This window comes from Bacillus sp. FSL L8-0199, from assembly GCF_038005705.1.
GTDB lineage: Bacteria > Bacillota > Bacilli > Bacillales > Bacillaceae_G > Bacillus_A > Bacillus_A cereus.
The window spans coordinates 5,051,003-5,069,897 of sequence record NZ_JBBOTS010000001.1; the positions used below are offsets into that span (position 1 = coordinate 5,051,003).

Consider the following 18,895-nt stretch of genomic DNA (forward strand, 5'->3'; position numbering starts at 1 on the left):
GGGATTAAAGTACTTATTTCTTACCGAAATAAGTAACAATCGCAAATCCTAAAACAAAGGTAATAATTGAACTTATAATTGAAAATCCGCCAGTCGGAATCCCAGGGAATACAATTACAATCGAACCGATTACAAGTCCAATAATTGCCGCAAATGTCATACTTTTATAACGATCTAATAAAAAACTAATGCCTTTACTACTTACAACAAATCCAACCATAACACCAGCACCGATAACCACGATTAAAGGTAAGTTAAGTGTAGTTAAAGCGTTAATTGCTGTTGGATACACACCAATAATTAATAAAATAAACGATCCACTAATTCCAGGAAGCAGCATGGCCATACTAGCCATCCATCCTGCGAAAAATAAACCAATTGCATTTAAAATTGTTAACGTCGTAATCGGATCTGCTGCCTTATCTGGTTTAAAGAAAGCTGTAATCGCAACAAGAATTGCTGCAACTATTAATAAAACGATGTGCTTACCTTTAAACGACGACTTTGCATCAGCTTCCCTCATTAACATCGGTAATATACTAATAATTAAACCGAGGAAGAAAAATTGAGTCGGTTCATAATGATTTGCAAGTAAATATTTAATAACGTGACTTAACGTTAAAAATGCCGCTGCCACACCAGCTGCAAGGGGAATTAAAAATCCTAAATGTTTTTTCCATTCACGACTAAAGAATCCACTAATTGCCGCAAGCAATTGTTCATAAATCCCTAACACAACAGCGATTGTACCGCCGCTCACACCAGGAATTAAATCACTAACGCCCATACAAAATCCACGATATATATTACGCCATTCCATACTGAATAAATTCCTCATTTCTTATAGTGATTTTTTCCGTAAAGTTCAGTATATCAATAAGAAAGCTTATAATCCTTATATTTTTTGACAAAACTTTGACATTTTCACACAAAAAAAGAAGAAAGCTCCTGTCGGTAGCTTTCTTCTCACAAGGTATATTATCCCTTATTTTTCTGATACAGTTTTTAATTCCTCTAATAATTCTTCTACGTAATGTTGTGCACTTTGCGCTGCAATACTACCGTCACCTGTTGCAGTTACAATTTGACGAAGCATTTTTTCACGAACATCACCAGCTGCGAAAATACCAGGGATTTTCGTTTCCATACGCTCGTTCGTTTCAAGGTAACCATTTTCATTTGTAATACCTAGTTCAACAAATGGTTTTGATAAAGGTAACATACCGATGTATACGAATACACCGTCAGTTTTGACTTCTTTCTCTTCTCCACTATTTACGTCCACAAGTGTTACACTTCCTACTTTACCACTTGCTTCGTTGATTTCTTTTATAGTGTGATTCCAAATGAAATCTACTTTTTCGTTTTGGAAAGCACGGTCTTGTAAAATTTTCTGTGCACGAAGCGTGTCACGACGGTGAACGATCGTTACTTTTGATGCGAAGCGTGTTAAGAACACACCCTCTTCAACAGCAGAATCTCCGCCGCCAATTACGATAAGCTCTTTTCCTTTAAAGAATGCTCCGTCACATACTGCACAATATGATACACCGCGGCCGCCAAGTTCTGTTTCACCCGGTACACCAATTTTTTTATACTCTGCACCGCTTGCAACGATAATTGCACGTGCTTTATATTCTTTTTTACCAGCAATAATTGTTTTGTATTCTTTACCATCGATGACTTCTTTCACATCACCGTATGCATATTCAGCACCAAATTTCTTCGCATGCTCAAACATTTTATTTGATAAATCTGGCCCTAAAATAGACTCATAACCTGGGTAGTTTTCTACATCTTCCGTGTTTGCCATTTGGCCACCTGGAATACCACGCTCAAGCATTAATGTGCTTAAATTTGCACGAGATGTATATACTGCAGCTGTCATACCAGCTGGTCCTGCACCAATAATAACGACATCATAAATTTTTTCTTCTGACACACTATTCACTCCTATCCATTCCTACACAATTAAGTTACCCTCATTATACTGTTAGCATCATTTTTTTCCCAATGATTTGCTTATCTTATGTGTGCGTACGCTTAACAGCTTGCACATACTTTCGGACAGTCGCTACAGATACATTATATACATCTCCAAGCTCCGACTGTGTCATTTTATTTCCTTGTTCGCCGCGTACAATGTATTCAATCGCAGCTGACCAGCCGTACACATTTGTAAATATGTCTCCAGATGTATATAAACGTATGAACGTACAAAACCAAAAGTGTAAACACTCTTCGATTAATTCATCATCTTTTTTCGTATAATTGTATAATGCATCCGCAATTCTCGCGCACTGCTCAAATTGCTGTAAATCAGCTGGAATACTCTTATGACTATTAAGTAAAAAGAAGTACTTTGCAAGTTGCGATACGATGGGAACACCGTTCTTCGCTTGCGTTATATCAAAGAAGAATCCAACCTTCTCCGGCGTTGACAATTCATTCATTAAATATAAAGCTAGCATTTGTTCTTCTAGCGTCGCACTTTGCTGAAATGATTTTCGTAATTCTTCAAATAACACGTTTTGCCCTTCATCTGCTAAATTCAGCGCATTCCACGGTTCTTTTCCCTTTTTATCAGGATGTAATTCCACGACATATTGCCACATTTTTTCAGCTAGTTGCTGGTCTTTCACCATATACGCAGAATATGCAAACCAATAATAAAAACTAACGTCTCCCTCATATCCTTGACGCTTTAATAGTTTGAACCACTTATATGCATGCTCGAAATAACCAATTGTTGCGAGTGTAGTTCCCAGTTTCAAACGATGTTCAAATGAAATCGGATATACCGAAACTAGCTGTCCCGCTAATGCCTCTACTTGTTTATGCTCTCCAATTGAATATAGAAAAATAAGCGTATTACAAAGCGCATGTATATTACCAGGGTTTTTCTCTAAAATCATTTCTGTTAACTTCAGTGCTTTGTCTACATTACCAGATTGAAAATGTGCAATGGCTAAATTATTATGGCCTGACCAAAATTCCGGATAATCTTTCGTAACAATTTCTAATGTAGCAATTGCTTCTTCCAATTGTCCATTACGAATATAGCGATTCGCTTCTTCCTGCATAACAATTAAATCATCTTCATCTTCAATCTCTTCCGCACCCATTGCTTCTTCTTCCATAATCTCAAGAAGTTCTAATGTATCTTCTACGAATTCCTTCTCTTTTGCAACTTCTAAATAACGATCTGCATATTTCTTCGCCTGTTGAAATAACCCCATATATGCATAATTATTTGCAATAAAATAATAGCACTGTTCAAGTTCTGGATTAGATCTAACTAACTTTAAGAAGATTTGATTCGATTCTTGATATTCACCAGCCTCAGATAATACTGATGCTAATTGACATAAAATAAACGGCTCCTTCTCACTTTGTGCCGCTCTTCGAAAATATTTAATTGCATCTTGCAATTTTTGTCCTTTGTAAGCTCTCATCCCTTTTTTATAAAAGAAGTCCGCTAATTGATTAAAAGAGATAACTTGTCCGTTCTCCTTATATATCCTTTGATTTTTCCCCATATATCCTCCAGTTTTTTGTTTTCTTCGTTCACACATTCTTCTATCTATAAGTATAAACGATTCCGTAAAAAACAAAACAGTATATTATACTCAATTATTTCCTTTTTATTCATAAAAAAAGAGGAGAAATGTTACATTTTCACCATGAACCTTCTCTTGCGGTCATTTGCTCTTTCGTATAAATAATACGCATTGGATTTCCACCTACGAAAGCACCGCTCGGTACATCTCTATGAACAAGTGTGCCAGCTGAGACAGTCGCACCGTCTCCAATTTTCACACCTGGTAATATTGTTACATTCGCTCCAATCATTACTTCATTTCCAATGACGATTTCGCCAAGTCGATATTCACGAATTAAATATTCATGTGCTAAAAGCGTTGTGTTATAGCCAATAATCGAATTCTCTCCCACAGTTATCTTTTCTGGGAACATAATATCCGGCATTACCATAAGCGCAAATGATGTTTTCTTTCCTACTTTCATCCGTAAAAAAGTGCGGTACAACCAATTTTTGACGGATAAAAATGGTGTGTAACGCGCAATTTGGATAATAATAAAGTTTTTCATTACCTTCCAAAAAGACACTGTTTTATATACATTCCATAACGAATTTTCTCCTGAAACAGGATAGCGCGTTGTCCGTCGCACTTAGCTCGCTCCTCTACTAACTTACTTGGACCTTTATGAACGGTTCATATTAGACAAAATCGGTAGCAAATCACTCATTTTATCTAGCATAAAGTCCGGCTTATAAGCCTCTAAATACGCTCTACCTTTCAACGTCCATGAAACCGCAGCTGTTTTCGTCCCCGCATTTTGACCACCGACAATATCATGATGATTATCCCCAACCATCAATGCCTCTTCTGGTTTTGCATCTAATAATTCAAGCGCTTTTTGAAGTGGCTCCGGATGTGGTTTCACATGCTCTACATCATCAATTGTCACGACAACATCAAAAAATTCATCAAGCTTTGACAACTGTAATCCCATCTCAACGGTTTGTCTCGCTTTCGTTGTAACAATACCAACTTTATAACCTTGCTTCTTCAACTCTCGAACTGTTTCATATACAGTTTCATATTCTTCTACTAATTCATCATGATGATCATGGTTAAATTTGCGATAGCTAGTAATCATCTCTTCAACCTTACTTTCATCAATCTTGCTGAAAGTATCATGCAAAGATGGACCGATAAATGGCAACACATCTTCACGCTTATATTGATTTGGATAATATGTATTTAAAGTATGTAAAAACGAAGAAATAATAAGTTCATTTGTATTAATTAAAGTTCCATCTAAATCAAATAACACGGTATTTATTCTCATCGCCTTAGTCCTTTCGCCTTCCTGAATATGAAAGAAGCAGCATCTTATAATAAGATGCTACTTGTCTCTAATTTTCTAAATATCTTTTATCAGCTTGCCCCATTTTTCGTCTCACAATAATGAAAATAATAGAAATAACAACAAGTCCAATTGACATTACTTGTGCAATACGAAGTGGTCCTAGCATTAAACTATCTGTACGTAAGCCTTCTACGAAGAAGCGTCCTACTGAATACCAAATTAAATATGTGAAGAATAACTCCCCGCGACGTAAATTCACTTTTCTTAATGCAAGTAGTAAAATTACACCTGCAAAATTCCATAATGATTCATATAAAAACGTCGGATGATAGTACACACCCTCAATATACATTTGATTAATAATGAAGTCTGGTAAATGAAGACCTTCTAAAAACTGTCTCGTTACTTCATCACCATGCGCCTCTTGGTTCATAAAGTTTCCCCATCGGCCAATTGCTTGTCCTAGTAAAATACTTGGTGCAGCAATATCAGCCAACTTCCAGAAGGAAACCCCGCGTCGCTTCGCAAAAAGAATTCCGGTAATAACAGCTCCGATTAAACCACCATGAATCGCCAAACCACCTTGACGAATATTAATAATTTGACTCGGATTTTGTGCGTAATATTCCCATTCAAAAATAACATAGTACATTCTCGCAAAAAGAATAGCGATCGGTACTGCAATTAATACAAGGTCAACAAATGTATCTTTTGGAATACCTAGCCTTTCTCCCTCGCGAGTTGCCAGCCAAAGACCTAATAGCACACCTGTACCGATAATAATCCCGTACCAATACACAGGAAACGGCCCAAGTTGGATAGCTACACGGTCAAGCTGTGGTACAGAAGCTAACAGCATATGTATATGACCTCCCTCTCCAAAGTTTACTCCTGATTTCCTAACTCAATTGCACTCATTAATCGTTCAGAGAACTGCTGTGCTGCATTGACTCCCATACGTTTTAAACGGAAGTTCATCGCTGCTACTTCAATAATAACAGCCAAGTTTCGACCAGGACGAACTGGAAGTGTAATCTTCGTAAGTTCTGTATCAATAATTTTCATCTTCTCTTCATCAAGACCTAAGCGATCGTAATTTTTCTTTTGATCCCAAATTTCAAGATTAATAACAAGTGTAATACGCTTATAATTTCGCACTGCCCCTGCACCGAATAACGTCATAACGTTAATAATGCCTAGACCACGAATTTCTAATAAATGCTCAATTAAATCTGGTGAACTTCCGACTAACATGTCTTCATCTTCTTGACGAATTTCTACACTATCATCCGCAACAAGACGGTGACCACGCTTTACAAGCTCAAGAGCTGTCTCACTTTTACCAACACCACTTTGACCTGTAATTAAAACACCAACGCCGTAAATATCTACTAACACACCATGAACAGCTGTTGTTGGTGCTAACTTACCTTCTAAATAGTTTGTTAAACGACTTGATAATCTCGTTGTCGTTTGAGAAGAACGTAATAAAGGCATACCTGATTCACGTGATGCTTGTAATAACTCATCTGGTACATCTTGATTGCGAGTTACAATAATACATGGCGTCTCCTCAGTACAAAGCGCTTTCATTCTCTCTTGTTTTTGCTCTGACGTTAACGTGTCAAAGAAAGTAAGCTCCGTTTTACCAAGAAGCTGCACACGATCTGCTGGATAGTATGTAAAAAATCCTGCCATTTCAATTCCAGGTCGTGATAAATCACTTGTATCAATTGGACGATGAATACCTTCTTCACCACTGATTAACTCCAATTGAAATTGTTCAATTAAATCTTTTGTCCTTACTTTCGGCATATGTATAAACCTCCACTCCGCTGCGGGTTCAGTCTCGTTTGATGTAAAATTCCATTCTATCGGATATTGTACCATTTTTTTCTGAAAACAAGAAATACGGTTTCTAATAAATAGAAAAAAACATTTCATACGAATAATGAAATGTTTTTCTTTTTGTCACTTTCTCTTTTTTTCATATAGAGGCTCAACAATTGCCTTTTCAATTATCATATTAAAAATTGAAATACAAATTGCCGCAACAATCGCTACACCAAATCCTGATATATTAAAAGCATCTCCTAATAATGAATCTGCTATTTTTAACGTAATCGCATTAATAACAATTAAGAAGAAGCCGAAAGTTACAACAGTAATTGGTAGCGTAATTAAAATTAAAAATGGCTTTACGAACACATTTAAAACCGCCAATATAATACTCGCAATAATTGCAGTTTGTATATTTGCTACATAAAATGCATCTGGTGCAATCCCTTTTAAAAGTCCCGATACAGCGATTAACACAACGCTATTTACAAGAAGTGATACAATCCATCTCATTTCGTTACACATCCTTTTAAACATATATATTTCATCATACGCTAATAGATAAGAAACGCAAGTATGATACGAACACTTATATCAACTTATTCTATCTTTCATGCTTGTATACCTACTAACATTTCTTAGTAAAATAAGGGCCGCACCATCTATGTTCATGAGTTTTTACAAAAGTCCAAGTGAACTCCTTATCTACAATATAGATATCACCTTTATACATATCGTCCCTCTCACACAATATATCATCCATATGTAACAAACTCGCATCCTTTATTAACAGTACCTCATCACAGTGTTGATAGAAAATGTAGCAATCCTTTTTCACTTCATTATGAAACGCGTTCTTTGCTTCTTTCCCCTCTAAACACTTCTTTTTCTCATAACTAAATATGTGCCAAAGATACCCACATCCATACTTATCTCCATAAAGAAAAATGTCTTCTTTTTCTTCATCACTTAAATGATTTGCAAAGTGATCCTCCCAGAGCTTTCGAAAATATACACCCCAACTTTGAAACTCTCTTACCTTCATATTTTTCTTCCTTAACACCTCTAAAAACTCCATCTTCTCCCCCTATACAATAAAAACCGAGCGTCATTTCCACCCGGTTTTCATCAATAAACTTATTGCGATAACTCTACTTCTTTTATTTTCTCTTTCATTCTTGCTTTATCACGATTTAAAATCTCTTTTAAATATTTACCTGTGTACGAGCGCTCTTCTTTCACTACTTGCTCTGGCGTTCCGGAAGCAACGATTTGTCCACCTTTATCTCCACCCTCTGGTCCAAGGTCAACTATATAATCAGCTGTTTTTATCACATCTAAATTATGTTCAATTACAAGTACCGTCTCACCGCTCTCAACAAGACGTTGCAACACTTCTAGAAGACGTGCAATATCATGCGCATGCAAACCAGTCGTTGGTTCATCTAAAATGTATAACGTACGTCCTGTAGAACGACGATGTAATTCAGAAGCTAATTTCACACGCTGTGCTTCCCCACCAGATAATGTTGTTGCTGGTTGACCTAATTTCATATAACCAAGCCCAACGTCTACAAGCGTTTGAAGTTTACGCTTAATTTTTGGGATATTAGCGAAGAACTCTACTCCATCTTCAATTGTCATCCCTAACACTTCAGAAATATTCTTATCTTTATACTTCACTTCTAACGTTTCGCGGTTATAACGTTTACCATGACAAACTTCACATGGAACGTATACGTCTGGTAAGAAGTGCATTTCGATTTTAATAATTCCATCACCACGGCACGCTTCACAACGGCCACCTTTTACGTTAAAGCTGAAACGTCCTTTTTGATATCCGCGCACTTTCGCTTCATTCGTTTGTGCAAACACATCACGAATATCATCAAATACACCTGTGTACGTCGCTGGATTAGAACGTGGTGTACGACCGATTGGTGATTGGTCAATATCAATTACTTTATCTAAATGTTCAAGACCTTTAATTTCTTTATGCGTACCCGGCTTCGCTTTCGCTTTATATAACTTTTGCGCTAACGATTTATATAGTACTTCATTAATCATCGTACTTTTACCTGATCCAGATACACCTGTTACCGCTACAAACGTACCAAGCGGGAATGACATCTTCGCATTCTTTAAGTTATTCTCTTTTGCGCCGACAATTTCCACTTTCCTTCCGTCACCTTTACGTCTTTCAAGTGGAACAGGAATAAACTCTTTACCGCTTAAATACTTCCCTGTTAATGAATTATCATCTTGCATCACTTCAGCCGGTGTACCTGCTGATACGACTTGTCCACCGTGAATACCTGCACCAGGCCCTATATCAAGTAAATAGTCAGCAGCCATCATCGTATCTTCATCATGTTCAACAACAATTAACGTATTACCTAAATCGCGCATTTCTTGCAATGTACGAATAAGACGATCGTTATCACGCTGGTGTAAACCAATTGAAGGTTCATCAAGAATATAAAGTACGCCAGTTAGACGAGAACCAATTTGCGTCGCTAAACGAATACGCTGCGCCTCACCACCTGATAAAGTTCCTGCGGCACGACTTAACGTTAAATAATCTAAACCAACGTTCACTAAGAACCCAACGCGCTCCTGAATTTCTCTTAAAATTAAATGAGCTATTTTTTGTTGCTTCTCCGTTAGCTCTACATTCGAGAAGAATTCTTGTACTTCTTGAACTGAATACTTCGTTACGTCAGCAATCGTTTTATTGCCAACAAATACAGCTAAGCTCTCAGGCTTTAAGCGTCCACCTTTACACTTCGGACAAGCTTGTTCTGCCATATACTTTTCCATTTGCTCACGAATGTAATCGGAGCTCGTTTCACGATAACGACGTTCAATGTTTGGAATAACACCTTCAAATAAAATCTCATTTTCCTTTACTTGACCAAATTCATTTACATAGCGGAAATAAACCTTCTCTTCCCCGCTTCCGTACAACACTTTATCAAATAAATCTTTCGGTATATTTTTCACAGGCACATCCATATCAACGCCGTAGTGATTACATACAGATTGTAAAAGTTGTGGATAGTATTGTGAACTTGTCGGTTCCCAAGGTGCAATTGCATGTTCATTTAATGATAAATCCCAGTTCGGGATAACAAGCTCTAAATCTACCTCTAGCTTTGAACCAAGTCCATCACAAGAAGGACATGCTCCGAACGGACTGTTGAATGAGAACATACGCGGCTCTAATTCTCCGATTGAAAAACCACAATGCGGACAAGCATGATGTTCACTAAATAGAAGTTCCTCTTCTCCCATTACATCAATTAACACTCGGCCTCCGCCAAGCTTTAATGCACTTTCAAGTGAATCAGCAAGACGGCTTGCGATTCCTTCTTTTACAACAATACGGTCAATTACAACTTCAATGGAATGCTTCTTATTTTTATCTAACGTAATATCTTCAGATACATCAAGCATTTCACCATCAACACGTACACGAACATATCCTTGCTTCTTAATATCTTCAAGTACTTTCACATGTGCACCTTTACGCCCAGACACGATAGGAGCTAACACTTGTAATTTCGTACGTTCAGGATATTCAAGAACACGGTCTACCATCTGCTCTACTGTTTGTGATGTAATTTCAATCCCATGATTTGGACAAATTGGCGTACCAATTCGCGCAAATAATAAACGTAAATAATCATAAATCTCCGTTACCGTTCCGACAGTTGAACGTGGATTACGACTCGTTGTTTTTTGATCGATTGAAATCGCTGGTGACAATCCTTCAATCGTGTCCACATCCGGCTTATCCATTTGTCCTAAAAACTGGCGCGCATACGCAGATAATGATTCTACGTATCTGCGCTGCCCTTCTGCATAAATCGTATCAAATGCTAATGATGATTTCCCCGAACCAGACAATCCCGTTACAACGACAAGCTGATTTCTCGGAATGGTTACATCAATATTTTTTAAGTTATGTGCTCTAGCACCTTTTACAACGATAAAATCCTTGCTCTTACTCACTTTTTTCACCCTTCCGCTTTTAATTCTAATAGTAAATCTCTTAGTTCAGCTGCACGCTCGAAGTCTAACGCTTTTGCTGCTTCTTTCATCTCTGCTTCCATCTTCGCAATTGTCTTTTCGCGCTCTTTTTTCGTCATCTTCTTAGCTGGTGCTGCTTCGTATGTTTCTGTCTCTTCAGCAGCTGTCGTTGCACGGATAACATCACGAACGCCTTTTTGAATCGTTTTCGGCGTAATACCATGCTCTTCATTGTAAGCTTCTTGTATACTACGACGACGCTTCGTTTCTTCAATCGCAATCCCCATAGATTTCGTGATACGATCTGCATACATAATAACGCGGCCGTTTTCATTACGCGCGGCACGACCAATTGTTTGAATTAATGAACGTTCTGAACGCAAAAATCCTTCCTTATCAGCATCTAAAATAGCTACAAGTGATACTTCCGGAATATCTAATCCTTCTCGCAATAAGTTAATACCGACAAGTACATCAAATTTACCGAGGCGGAGATCACGGATAATTTCAATACGTTCTAACGTTTTAATTTCAGAGTGAAGATAGTTAACTTTAATTCCTACATCTTTTAAGTAATCCGTTAAATCCTCTGACATTTTCTTCGTTAAAGTCGTAATTAATACACGTTCATTTTTTGCAATGCGATCTTGAATCTCTCCTAATAAATCGTCAATTTGCCCTTCAATTGGTCGTATATCAATTGGTGGATCTAAAAGCCCTGTTGGACGAATAATTTGTTCGATTACTTCTGGTGACTGCTCTAACTCGTACGGTCCTGGCGTTGCTGAAACGTAAATAACTTGATTCGTTTTCTCCTCAAACTCATCAAACATGAGCGGTCTATTATCTAAAGCTGATGGCAGACGGAATCCATGATCCACAAGCACTTGTTTACGTGCTTGGTCACCGTTATACATCGCTCTTACTTGCGGTACTGATACGTGCGACTCATCCATAACGATTAAGAAATCTTTCGGGAAATAGTCTAATAACGTATACGGCGTTGCCCCCGCTGGACGAAGTGTTAAATGACGGGAGTAGTTTTCAATACCTGAACAAAAGCCCATCTCGCGCATCATTTCTAAATCATAACGTGTACGTTGCTCTATACGCTGCGCTTCTAACAACTTACCGTTATCATTTAACTCCTTTAAACGTTCTTCTAATTCTTTTTCGATATTTTCAATAGCGACCTTCATTTTCTCTTCACGTGTAACGAAGTGAGATGCTGGGAAGATTGCTACATGATCACGTTCCGCTAATACTTCACCTGTTAACGCATTTACTTCACGAATACGATCGATTTCATCACCGAAAAACTCAATTCGAATACAATGCTCATCAAGTGATGCTGGGAAGATTTCAACTACATCTCCGCGTACACGGAATGTACCACGCTTGAAATCAATATCATTACGTCCATACTGTACATCAACAAGTTCACGAAGCAATTGATTGCGGTCTTTTTCCATACCAACTCGAAGCGAAACAACTAGCTCGCGGTATTCTTCTGGGGAACCTAAGCCATATATACACGAAACACTCGCAACGATAATTACATCGTCCCGTTCAAATAATGCAGACGTTGCCGAGTGACGCAATTTATCAATTTCATCATTAATCTGCGCATCTTTTTCAATAAACGTATCTGTTTGCGGCACATACGCTTCTGGCTGATAATAATCGTAGTAACTAACAAAATATTCAACTGCATTATTCGGGAAAAAGTCTTTCAACTCACTATACAACTGCCCTGCTAACGTTTTATTATGAGCCATAACAAGTGTTGGCTTTTGCACTTCTTTAATGACATTTGAAATCGTAAATGTCTTACCCGTTCCTGTCGCTCCAAGCAACACTTGCTTTTTCTTTCCACTATTAATTCCCTCTACAAGCTTCTCTATAGCTACCGGCTGATCACCTTGCGGGGAATACGCTGAGACAATTTCAAATTGACGTTCCAAGAAAATCCGACCTCCTCATAAAAATCTGTATTATTATTTTACCACGAATACCTATAAAAAACCTAAAAAAACGAACAGATATTCGGTAAAGTTTTCGACAATATACACATAGAAAAAGGAAGGAGTAAATACCTCCTTCCTCTACTAATTCTATTTTTTAGGTACATATACTAAGTCATATCCATTGCGCCCAGCTTCATTCATACAATCTATTAACCGATAAGTACTTTCTGATTCGCGCTGCTCTTTAACAATACCTTTACAACTATCTTTATGTAACCCTTTATCCTTCCCAGCAAATTTGTCTTTTCTATTATCTGACACATAAAATATATCCTTCCCACTATACTCTAACGTTTGAAAAATCGGGTCCCCTTCAAGGGTATACTGTACAATTCTTATTTTATCAACTTCCCTTTGCTCGACATTCAAAACGAACTTTTCAAATTTATCTAGATTGAGAATTCCTGCTCCCTTTACAATGACATCATTCTTCTTATCAATTGTAGTGCTAGATGGTGAACATGCTACTAAACTAAAGAGAAATAGACTTATAAAACTGGTTCTTTTTCCTATTGTCATCCTCTCCTATAAAAATTATTTTATACCAGAAAAGCTACTTTCAACTATGAAAGTAGCTTTTCTTTTCCTTTCTCCTTCTTCGGAAAAATCACATATGAAAATGAAATCGCTGTATCAACTAAAAATATAATCGCCCACACTTGACTCACGCGACTTGCAGCTTTATTTAAAACGATTCCCGATTCTAACCAATTACCCCATTGTTCAAATGGAATAAATCCATACGCGAAGAAAAAGAATATGTGCACACCAACGAATAAAACAAGATGTAATACCCAATTTTTTATTTCCTGCTTTGCATAGGCCATACCTGTTAATTCTACCTGTTCTTCAATAATAGGCGCCGGTTCATTACGCCATTTCGCAACTGATTTTTGTACAAATATATCAAGCTTCTTTAAATCCTTTTTCCCGTAGAAAACTGCATATAATAAAATGATTACAGTAATAATCTGAAAGTTAGAGAACTTTCCTGTTTGATAATAGTCCACTACCCCTAAAGTTAAAATAAATACTTCATTTACGAGGAGTACAATCCCCATAATAAAACTCGCTCTTTTCAAACGGAATCCGTAGCGAAGTAAAAAGAAACCGATAGCTGATAACCAAAATACAATTTCTGCCCCAATTAAAAAATACCAACGATATTCTGCGAGTATACTCATTTATCCTTCTCCCTTTCATCATAAATACGAAAAGCCTCATCCATATATGCTAAAAGTTCTTCTTCAATTGGATACATGCTCATTTTCTGTGAATCTTCCTTCGATTTTCTAACTTCCCATAACTTATCTAAAAACGCTTCGTCACCATTAGCCATTTCTAAACATTTCTGCATTAATTTCTTCGTTGCCTCTTGTACTTCATCACTTGCGACTTCTTTACCGTCTTTCATAAAAGTACGTAATTGCTTTAATAAATCTACCCATTCTAAAACATTCGGATCTTCCTCACTCATATTTGGCAAATTCTGAAGCAATTTTTGTTCTTCCTTTGAAAATACTTCATTTTGAAATATTTCACGTATACGAGGAGACTGTTTTGAAAGCTGAATAAGTTCAAACATAACTTTCCAATCAAGTTCTCCCTCTACATCTACCGAATAAACAACTGCTTGTAAAACACGCTCCATTCGATTAAATTTCTTTTGTTCTTCCTGTACAAACCGAAGTTGTTTTTCAAGCGAATTTTTTAAATCCAGCTCACCTTTTACTAACATATTCGCAGCTTCTTTTAATGAAAATCCCATTTCTTTCAAAAATAAAATTTGTTGCAAACGAATAACGTCATTTTCACTATATAACCGATGTCCACCCTCTGTTTTTCCGCTCGGCTTTAATAAATCTATTTGATCATAATAACGTAGTGTACGTACTGTAACCCCTGTTTCTTTCGTCAATTCTTGTATTGAAATCACTACCATCACCTCTTCCCTCTCATTATAAAAGATGACGTTACGTAACTTTCAAGCGTTTTGTAAAAAAAATACAAAAAGCTGTTTATACTCTTCGTATAAACAGCTCTTACGGAAGTAATCCTTTTTGTACAGCGCGCCCACAAAATAAAATAAGTGCTCCAACGACAACACTCGTTGCTGTTTTATGATAATGAGCTGACATTAATAAATAATATGATAAACCTACAGTGCCAAGCATAATACAAATACTCGGTACTGGATTACGAGAGAAGTTCTGCATTCCCCAAAACAAAGCAAAAATAGCCGTAGCGACACATAATACCGGTAATCCCATCCCAGTTCCCCTTTTTCTATCTATTATTCTTTGTTGCTAACACGCTCGTTGATGCGATACTAATTAATAAATCAAAACCAATCCTTATATATTTAAACGTTTACTCTAATTGAAATCTCTCAAACTTATCGTTCATTTTCTCTCCCCTTACTCCAGCGTAAAGATTTCCTCCACCTTCACTCCAAAATACTTGGCGATTTTTAAAGATAACTCTAGACTCGGATTGTAATGATGGTTTTCAATCGCCACTATCGTCTGCCGCGTCACTTGCATCGCCTTTGCCATTTCAACTTGCGTTATATGATTTTGCTTTCTTAACTCTTTTATTTTATTTTTCACACCCATAGGCTCCACCTTCAAAAGTAAAGATATCTTTACTTAAATTATAAATATTTTCCAGTTATAAGTAAAGATATCTTTACAAATTTTAGAAAAACGTTTCATTAAACATCTACTCTAACGAAGTACAAGAGTAATTCAATTTATATCAGCGATTTTTTTAATATATCAGCGCAACTTAAATTATATCGGCGATTTCCCAAATATATCAGCGCAACTCCATTTATATCAGCGATTTTTCAAATATATCGACATCCGTAGCGCTACTATAATCATAAGAAAAAGCTGTCCCCAAATACCTTCGGGAACAGCTTTCTCCTCTACTACATAAATCCTAACGCATATACAAGAACGTATCCAAGAACCGATAAGCAAACCGAGCCAATCAGCCCTGCCACGAATGCTTTACTTCCTAATTTACGGAACGTTTTAAACTCTACATTTAAACCGAGCCCTGCCATCGCCATTGCGATAAGCATGTAAGCAAGAACAACAATGTATCCCGCAACAACTTCTGGAATAATCCCGAGCGAATGCACTGCACTCATCGCTAAGAACCCGAAAATGAACCATGGTATTGGAAGTTCGCGCCACGATTTCTTTTCTTTGCTACCTTCACTCTTACCAAACCATAGACCAATTAAAATCGCTACTGGCACAAGCATTGCTACGCGCGTTAACTTCACAATAACTGCGATGTCTACAGCAGTACTTCCTCCTGGCGCCGCAGCTGCGATGACATGAGCGATTTCATGAAGCGTCGCACCTGAGAATACACCATAACCGTACGGAGATAAACCAAGCACTGGATATAATAACGTATAAATAAGCGTAAATATGGTACCTAAAATCGCGATGATTGCTGCCCCAACTGCTGTTTCATCGTCCTTCGCTTTCACTTGCGGTGCAATTGCCACGACCGCGGCTGCGCCGCAAATTGCCGTACCGCATGCTGTTAAAATCCCAAGTTTCTTTTCTACTTTAAATACTTTCGTTAGTCCGTATACAACAAAAATAGTAAATGTAATAACAACCGCCGCGATGACCAATACTTTTGGTCCCGCCTTCGCAATATCAACAAGATTTAATCGCATTCCAAGTAAGATGATCCCAAAGCGCAGCAACTTCTTACTCGCAAAGTTCGTTCCTGCTATCGCATCGTGAGGAACTCCAATTGCAGCGCGCCAAACCATCCCAATTAGAATAGCAATTACTAATTGTCCCATAATATTTAAAAATGGAAGCTCTGCTAAATATTTCGCGGCAATTGCGATTAATAATGTAATCCCAATTCCTTGCGAAAATCCAAAACGCTTCTTCTTTTGTATAACAAGTGTTTGTTCCATTTTGAACCACTCCAATAATCGTATTGGAACATGCATGTTCTTTCTACTTACATTATAAGAGAGTTTCTATAATAAGTTAAATACCAATACCAAATCTCTATCATCAGAAATACTTATGATAAGATGATAGAAAAAGAAAGGAGCCCATTATATGAACGTAGACATTTTAAAAATTTTTGTTACTGTCGTTGAACAGAAACACTTCTCCCGTGCAGCAGAATTATTAAACCTTTCACAGCCTGGAGTAAGTATGCATATACGCAACTTAGAAAACGAATTTGGCACTACGCTTATTCAACGCTCCCCGAAGCACGTCCAAGTTACTGAAGCTGGAAACATATTATATATACATGCAAAGCAAATGCTCTCTCTTTACGAAGATGCTAAACAAGAAATTAATGAACTACATAACGTTGTAACAGGAACACTTCGCATTGGTGCTAGTTTTACAATTGGCGAATACTTACTTCCAAAAATACTGGCTAACTATGCGAATGAAAATCCACACGTCGAAGTTCATACTTTCATCTCAAATACAGAAGACGTTTTGCAAAGCCTTCGCTCTAATCAAATTGATATCGGCCTAGTGGAAGGACAAGTCGTATACGCCGACGTAGATGTTGAAACATTTATGCAAGATGAAATGAAGCTCGTCGTCCCGCCAAATCATCCATTACTCCGCACAAATGAAATAAATGAAAGTACACTCCAAGATCAAGTATGGGTATTAAGAGAAAGTGGTTCTGGTACACGCGCTTATAGTGACCGCTTTATTCATCAACACCATTTAAAAATGAAACGATTCTTTACATTCAGTAGTATCCAAAGCGTAAAGGAAGCTGTTAGTGCCGGGCTTGGCATCGCTATCCTTTCTGATTGGACTGTACGGAAAGAGCTATTAGCAAAAGAACTATTCCACGTCGAAGTTCCAAATGAACAACTAATCCGTCCGTTTTCCATCGTGCGCGGTAAATATTTCATTCCATCTAAAGCCATTCAAGTGTTCTTAAATCATGTAGATTCTTTTGCGAAAAAACAGAGTTGACCTTCACATTAGTGTGAAGGTTTACAATACATGTAAAAGGAGTGAAATACATTGCGAATTGGAGAATTATCAAAAGAAACTGGCATTAGTGAAAGATCACTAAGACATTACGAAGAAAAGGGCTTACTCCCTTCTAAGCGCCTTGCAAATGGCTACCGTGATTTTGATGAAAGTGCCATCGAAAAAGTGGAGCTTATTCAAATGTACTTACAAATTGGCTTAAATTTAGAAGAGACGGCAAGGATGCTGCGCTGCCTTGAAATTGAACCGCACCTGTACGACAATCCGTGCAGCAGTATCCTTACACTTTACGAAGATAAACTCAATGAAGTAACAAAGCAAATCACATTACTTTCCAACATCCAAACGAATTTGCAAAAACACGTTTCACTCCTAAAACATGCAAAAGAAAAGGAGTGATTACATGTTTGTTATACATGGCAGTTCAAGACAAAACGGAAATACAGAAGCTTTAACACATATGATGATAGAGGACATTGAAACAGAACAAATTTATTTGCGTGATCATACCGTCTATCCTATTACAGACCAACGTCATGATGCAGAAGGATTCCAATCCGTAAATGATGACTATGAGCAGTTAACGAAACGCATGCTAGAACACGACACGATTATCTTTGCTACACCATTATATTGGTACGGAATGAGTGGACATATGAAAAATTTTGTTGATCGCTGGTCACAAAGCTTGCGCGATACATCCCTTCATTTCAAAGAAAAAATGAAAGGCAAAAAAATGTATGTTGTCATCGTTGGCGGGGACAACCCAAAGGTAAAAGCATTACCGCTTATTGCTCAATTCCAATATATCTTTGATTTTGTTGGCTCTTCATTTGAAGGTTATGTTATTGGGAATGCGAATGGACTGGATGAAATTAAAAACGATGCTGAGGCGCTGACAAAAGCACAATTGTATAATGATACATTCAAAAATAGCGAACAGAAATAAGTTTGACAAACCCTTTTGTATGCGCATACAATAAAAGTAATATTATGAAAGGAAGGTACTTTGACCAATGAAGTTCTAATTCTCTTATTTATTTCATCCATCACAAATAGTGAACAAAAATGATGAAAACT

Annotated in this window: 20 protein-coding genes; 3 read left to right on the forward strand and 17 right to left on the reverse strand. The window is 37.2% G+C overall.

Annotation, left to right across the window (positions count from 1 at the left end; all coding sequences use genetic code 11):
- Nucleotides 1–13: 13 nt before the first annotated feature.
- From NST86_RS26195 to NST86_RS26275, 17 genes are all read right to left on the reverse strand, one after another.
- On the reverse strand, nucleotides 14–820 hold the full coding sequence (locus tag NST86_RS26195; protein ID WP_000455197.1) for a DUF368 domain-containing protein: 807 nt from the start codon (nucleotides 818–820) through the stop codon (nucleotides 14–16).
- 165 nt (nucleotides 821–985) lie between these two features.
- The gene (gene trxB, locus NST86_RS26200; RefSeq protein WP_001288078.1) at nucleotides 986–1,942 is read right to left on the reverse strand and encodes a thioredoxin-disulfide reductase; all 957 of its coding nucleotides are present in this window, start codon (nucleotides 1,940–1,942) and stop codon (nucleotides 986–988) included.
- Between the two features lie 85 nt (nucleotides 1,943–2,027).
- Nucleotides 2,028–3,539: a tetratricopeptide repeat protein gene (locus NST86_RS26205; RefSeq protein ID WP_000517720.1), complete on the reverse strand. Its 1,512-nt coding sequence runs from the start codon at nucleotides 3,537–3,539 to the stop codon at nucleotides 2,028–2,030.
- Between the two features lie 139 nt (nucleotides 3,540–3,678).
- Complete coding sequence (locus tag NST86_RS26210) at nucleotides 3,679–4,191, reverse strand: acyltransferase (RefSeq protein ID WP_001255070.1); 513 nt, start codon at nucleotides 4,189–4,191, stop codon at nucleotides 3,679–3,681.
- A gap of 33 nt (nucleotides 4,192–4,224) precedes the next feature.
- Nucleotides 4,225–4,875 carry a pyrophosphatase PpaX gene (ppaX, locus tag NST86_RS26215; RefSeq protein ID WP_002097946.1) on the reverse strand — a complete coding sequence of 217 codons (651 nt, stop codon included), beginning with the start codon at nucleotides 4,873–4,875 and terminating at the stop codon, nucleotides 4,225–4,227.
- 67 nt (nucleotides 4,876–4,942) lie between these two features.
- Nucleotides 4,943–5,755, reverse strand: coding sequence for a prolipoprotein diacylglyceryl transferase (lgt, locus tag NST86_RS26220; RefSeq protein WP_000922848.1), 813 nt, complete (start codon nucleotides 5,753–5,755; stop codon nucleotides 4,943–4,945).
- Between the two features lie 26 nt (nucleotides 5,756–5,781).
- Complete coding sequence (hprK, locus tag NST86_RS26225) at nucleotides 5,782–6,711, reverse strand: HPr(Ser) kinase/phosphatase (RefSeq protein ID WP_001127250.1); 930 nt, start codon at nucleotides 6,709–6,711, stop codon at nucleotides 5,782–5,784.
- 156 nt (nucleotides 6,712–6,867) lie between these two features.
- A complete protein-coding gene (locus NST86_RS26230) occupies nucleotides 6,868–7,248 on the reverse strand; it encodes a phage holin family protein (protein WP_001267308.1) in 381 nt (126 codons plus the stop codon).
- Nucleotides 7,249–7,363: 115 nt separating this feature from the next.
- On the reverse strand, nucleotides 7,364–7,813 hold the full coding sequence (locus NST86_RS26235; RefSeq protein ID WP_025966382.1) for a DUF4275 family protein: 450 nt from the start codon (nucleotides 7,811–7,813) through the stop codon (nucleotides 7,364–7,366).
- Nucleotides 7,814–7,872: 59 nt separating this feature from the next.
- Nucleotides 7,873–10,749, reverse strand: coding sequence for an excinuclease ABC subunit UvrA (gene uvrA / locus NST86_RS26240; protein ID WP_000045583.1), 2,877 nt, complete (start codon nucleotides 10,747–10,749; stop codon nucleotides 7,873–7,875).
- A 5-nt stretch (nucleotides 10,750–10,754) separates the two neighbouring features.
- Entirely contained in the window at nucleotides 10,755–12,731 is a 1,977-nt protein-coding gene (gene uvrB / locus NST86_RS26245; protein WP_000441053.1) for an excinuclease ABC subunit B, read from the reverse strand.
- A gap of 150 nt (nucleotides 12,732–12,881) precedes the next feature.
- On the reverse strand, nucleotides 12,882–13,313 hold the full coding sequence (locus tag NST86_RS26250; protein WP_137026338.1) for a DUF4362 domain-containing protein: 432 nt from the start codon (nucleotides 13,311–13,313) through the stop codon (nucleotides 12,882–12,884).
- A gap of 44 nt (nucleotides 13,314–13,357) precedes the next feature.
- The gene (locus tag NST86_RS26255) at nucleotides 13,358–13,978 is read right to left on the reverse strand and encodes a hypothetical protein (RefSeq protein ID WP_000025225.1); all 621 of its coding nucleotides are present in this window, start codon (nucleotides 13,976–13,978) and stop codon (nucleotides 13,358–13,360) included.
- On the reverse strand, nucleotides 13,975–14,736 hold the full coding sequence (locus NST86_RS26260; protein ID WP_000260337.1) for a MerR family transcriptional regulator: 762 nt from the start codon (nucleotides 14,734–14,736) through the stop codon (nucleotides 13,975–13,977). Before NST86_RS26260 ends, NST86_RS26255 begins: the two co-directional genes overlap by 4 nt.
- 100 nt (nucleotides 14,737–14,836) lie before the next feature.
- Nucleotides 14,837–15,064 (reverse strand): hypothetical protein, encoded by a 228-nt coding sequence (locus tag NST86_RS26265; protein ID WP_016118883.1) that lies wholly within the window; start codon nucleotides 15,062–15,064, stop codon nucleotides 14,837–14,839.
- A 147-nt stretch (nucleotides 15,065–15,211) separates the two neighbouring features.
- On the reverse strand, nucleotides 15,212–15,409 hold the full coding sequence (locus NST86_RS26270) for a helix-turn-helix transcriptional regulator (RefSeq protein WP_000538364.1): 198 nt from the start codon (nucleotides 15,407–15,409) through the stop codon (nucleotides 15,212–15,214).
- Between the two features lie 317 nt (nucleotides 15,410–15,726).
- Nucleotides 15,727–16,749, reverse strand: a complete 1,023-nt coding sequence (locus tag NST86_RS26275) for a YeiH family protein (protein ID WP_000438432.1) — start codon at nucleotides 16,747–16,749, stop codon at nucleotides 15,727–15,729.
- 151 nt (nucleotides 16,750–16,900) lie between these two features.
- Between NST86_RS26275 and NST86_RS26280 the strand changes: the two genes are divergently transcribed.
- From NST86_RS26280 to NST86_RS26290, 3 genes are read left to right on the forward strand one after another with little or no spacing between them, the layout of a single operon-like run.
- Nucleotides 16,901–17,794, forward strand: coding sequence for a LysR family transcriptional regulator (locus NST86_RS26280; protein ID WP_001099987.1), 894 nt, complete (start codon nucleotides 16,901–16,903; stop codon nucleotides 17,792–17,794).
- Between the two features lie 51 nt (nucleotides 17,795–17,845).
- A complete protein-coding gene (locus tag NST86_RS26285; RefSeq protein WP_227593300.1) occupies nucleotides 17,846–18,214 on the forward strand; it encodes a MerR family transcriptional regulator in 369 nt (122 codons plus the stop codon).
- Nucleotides 18,215–18,218: 4 nt separating this feature from the next.
- Complete coding sequence (locus NST86_RS26290; protein ID WP_000497613.1) at nucleotides 18,219–18,764, forward strand: flavodoxin family protein; 546 nt, start codon at nucleotides 18,219–18,221, stop codon at nucleotides 18,762–18,764.
- Nucleotides 18,765–18,895: the final 131 nt, after the last annotated feature.